Source organism: Methylobacterium indicum (assembly GCF_001043895.1).
Lineage (GTDB): Bacteria > Pseudomonadota > Alphaproteobacteria > Rhizobiales > Beijerinckiaceae > Methylobacterium > Methylobacterium indicum.
In genome coordinates this window covers 1-1838 of record NZ_JTHF01000459.1, presented here as the reverse complement: position 1 = coordinate 1838, position 1838 = coordinate 1, and the positions used below count along the sequence as shown (strand labels likewise).

At 73.0% G+C, this 1838-nt stretch carries 1 protein-coding gene; it reads left to right on the top strand.

Annotated features, from left to right (window positions below):
* Window positions 1-638: 638 nt before the first annotated feature.
* On the top strand, window positions 639-1838 hold a 1200-nt coding region (locus tag QR78_RS31470), incomplete at its 3' end, for a peptidoglycan L,D-endopeptidase MepK (protein ID WP_125940067.1).

Here is a 1838-nt window from a genome sequence, read left to right as displayed (position 1 = left end):
CCGCCACGCCGCATCGCGACCGGGACCTGGCCCAGCAGACCGCCCCCCGCCCGGCCCCGCGCCGCCCGGTCGCCACCGCGACCGAGCCCCAGGAACCGGCGGCGGTGCAGCCGGCCCCGGACTATTTCGGCGAGACCGGGGCGATCCGGCGGGGCTGGTGGTAGCCACTCCCGCACGCCGACGCCGCAGGGCCGAAGCGGCAAAGACTTCAACGCCTCGCCGCCCATGTGTGATCACGGGGATAAAGTCGTTTTAGAGTCGGGCGCAGGATCTCTTCTTTCACACGAAGGAAGAGGTCCTGCGCTCGACTTTGCCACAGTCGTCTTTTTTTCCCGCGCAGGGCGGAACCTTGCGCCGGTCGCGTCGCCAAACCAGCCTTGTTCAACCAGTGGTCGCGATCACACGGAAACGTGAAGCGGGGCCGATTTTCGCCATGGTTGCCGCCTAACCCTTTCGTCGTCCTGTCGCAGGGACCCGGTAACCTTTTGTTCACGGTTCTCGGCAACCCTGCATTCACCATGTCGGCCCGTTGGCCCGAGTGAGGATGAGGGATCGTGCGAGCGCTCAAGCGTGCCGGCCGCGGGGCGGCCGACCCGACCCGGGGATCCCGCCCCTGCCGTCGCGGCGCCCTGGCGCTGATGGCCGTCCTGACCGCCGTTCTCGGCTCGACCAGCGGCACGCAGGACGCGGTCGCCAACGGCGACACCCGCACGATCTCGATCTTCCACGAGCACACCAAGGAGAGCGCCTCGATCACGTTCAAGCGTGACGGACGCTACGACCGCGCCGCCCTGGAGCAGCTGAACTGGCTCCTGCGCGATTGGCGCCTCGACGAGCCGACCAAGATGGACCCGCGCCTGTTCGACGTGGTGTGGGAGGCCCACCGCGCCGTCGGCTCCCAGGACGCGATCCACGTCGTCTCGGCCTATCGCTCGCCCCAGACCAACGCCGCCCTGCGCCGGCGCTCCCGCGCGGTGGCCGAGCACAGCCAGCACATGCTCGGCAAGGCGATGGACTTCTACCTCGCCGACGTCTCGATCGACCGGATCCGGGCGATCGGCATGCAGATGCAGCGCGGCGGCGTCGGCTGGTACCCGCAGGCCAACAGCCCCTTCGTCCATCTCGACGTCGGCTCGGTACGGTCCTGGCCCCGGATGAGCCACGACCAGCTCGCCCGCCTCTTTCCCGACGGCCGCACCGTCCACCTGCCGGCCGACGGCCGGCCGATGCCGGGCTACGACATGGCCAAGGCCGAGATCCTGGCCCGCGGCGGCAGCGTGATGGGTGTGAGCCAGGCCATCGCCGCGGCGGACGAGGAGGACAGCCCGAACGTCGTCGGCCAGTTCTTCGCGATGCTGTTCGGCGGCGCGAAGCCGGCCGCCCCGCCGCCGCCCGCTCCCGTGGTGCTGTCGGCCCGCTCCGGCCGGGTCCGCCCGGTCGCCCTGGCGAGCGCCCAGCCGGACGAGGCCGGCACCCGCACCGCGATGGCCTATGCCGACGCGGCCGCCCCCTCCGCCCTCATGCCGGAAGCGGCGCCCCGCCAGGCCGCCCTGCGCGCGCCGGACCCGGTGCCGCAGGAGGCGCCCGCAGCCCTGCCGGCGACGCCGGATGCCTCCGTCACCGCCGCCGAGCCGGACACCTCCGAGGCGCCCGAGACGCCGGCGAAGTCCCGCCTCGCCGCCGCGCCGCTGCCGCCCCGCCGCCCGTCCGAGTTCGCCGGCCCGGCGATCGCCACGGCCGCGGCGACGTCGATCGCGGGGACCAGGGTCGTGACGACGACCGGCGCGGTGACGCCGACGGCCGCCCTGGCCGCCGCCCTCGTCTCGGTGCCCCTGCCC